The organism is Micromonospora sp. CPCC 206060, from assembly GCF_036906895.1.
In the GTDB taxonomy this organism is placed as follows: domain Bacteria; phylum Actinomycetota; class Actinomycetes; order Mycobacteriales; family Micromonosporaceae; genus Micromonospora.
Map to the genome: position 1 here is coordinate 1 of NZ_JBAKHU010000224.1, position 1,415 is coordinate 1,415.

2 protein-coding genes are annotated in these 1,415 nt (G+C 64.4%); both read right to left on the minus strand.

The features are described from left to right. Nucleotides 1-11: 11 nt before the first annotated feature. A complete protein-coding gene (locus tag V6U90_RS33395; protein ID WP_334445169.1) occupies nt 12-428 on the minus strand; it encodes a hypothetical protein in 417 nt (138 codons plus the stop codon). A gap of 6 nt (nt 429-434) precedes the next feature. Continuing rightward, nucleotides 435-1,265, minus strand: a complete 831-nt coding sequence (locus tag V6U90_RS33400) for an IS5 family transposase (RefSeq protein WP_334445171.1) — start codon at nt 1,263-1,265, stop codon at nt 435-437. Nucleotides 1,266-1,415: the final 150 nt, after the last annotated feature.

A 1,415-nucleotide genomic window follows, 5' to 3' on the forward strand; every position in this document is an offset into this window, starting at 1 on the left:
TCAGAGGGCGGTTACGGAGATTGTGTCCCTTTCGGGGCCAAAGCAAACATGCCGGGCTCGTTTTCGATGAGGACATGGCGGCTGACCATGCGTTTCAGCTTGGCGCGGGTGCCTTCGACGTGTTTCGGTAGCGGCTCGATGTCGAGAGCAAGGCAGATGTCCTTGGCGCGCATCGCGGCGCCGGAAGCTCCCAGGACAGCGAGGATCTGCTGGTAGGCAGAGCTGATCACGGTCGGGTCGTCGGCGGTGAACTCAGTCGCGGTCAGCATGCGTAGCGTGTTGCGTGTGGTCACCATGTCGGCCAATTCGGCGTCGATGCGGGTCAGTTCGCTGGTGAGTGTGGTGATCTGGGCGCGGATCTGGTCAGCGTTCAGGCGTGCGGCGGTTTCGCGTTCGGTGATCAGGCCGAGGATCGTGTCGAGGTGCACCGTGGCCTACCGGTGTCGCCAGGTCCGGGTGCTGGTGTCGGTCAACCGGCGGACCATGGTTGCCATCGACGCCCACAACGTCCGTGAGACCGATGACTCTGGCCGGATCTCGTACTCGCGGACCAGACGCCGGTGCAGCATCAGCGTGCCGAACGTCTGCTCGACGAGCCACCGCTTCTTGACCGGCACGAACCCGGGCAGGGTGTCGGATCGCTTGACGACCTCGATGTCGATGTCCAGGACCGCGCCATGCACGGCGAAATCCTGTTTGAAGCCCGAGTCGACCCAGGCATGGGTCACCGTCGGGGCATGCTCGGCGACCTTGTCGAGCAGTTTGATCCCGATCGCGTTGTCGGTGACCGACGCCGCGGTGACCACGACCGCGATGATCAGCCCCAACGCGTCCACGGCCAGTCCTCGCTTCCTGCCCGGTACCCGTTTACCCGCGTCTTTGCCGGTCGTGGCGGCAGGGACGTGGTTCGCCGCCCTGATCGACTGGGTGTCGACCGCGACTGCGGACGGGTCCTCGCGACGGCCGGCCTTCTCCCGGGCCTGGCAGCGCAGCAGGTCATGAATCGCGGCATCGGTGCCGTCGTCGCGCCACGCGGCGAAGTAGTAGTAGGTCACCGGCTTCTGTGGCAGGTCGTGCGGCAGGTACGCCCACTGGCAGCCGGTCCGGTTCTGGTACAAGATCGCGTTCACGATCTCCCGGAGATCCTGTTCGCCGTGGCGGCCCGCGACCGAGACCCGCTTGGCTCGCCAGGCGTCCAGGAACGGGCCGATCAACGCCCACTGCTCATCGCTGACATCGCTTGGGTACGGCTTGCGCTGGCTCATGCCGACCCAACGCCGAAGCCCACGAGTAGGACACGACCGCTGTTCATCTTCATGCCATCGAGCGATCACAATCTATCGCGAACCTGCAGAACGATCTCCAAACGGACCCAACGCATAGATCTAACTAAACGTCTGTAACCGCCCTCTCAG

Excerpts from the sequence above, each read along its gene's own strand:
- V6U90_RS33400 (WP_334445171.1), bottom strand. The coding sequence starts at position 1,265 with ATGAGCCAGCGCAAGCCGTACCCAAGCGATGTCAGCGATGAGCAGTGG.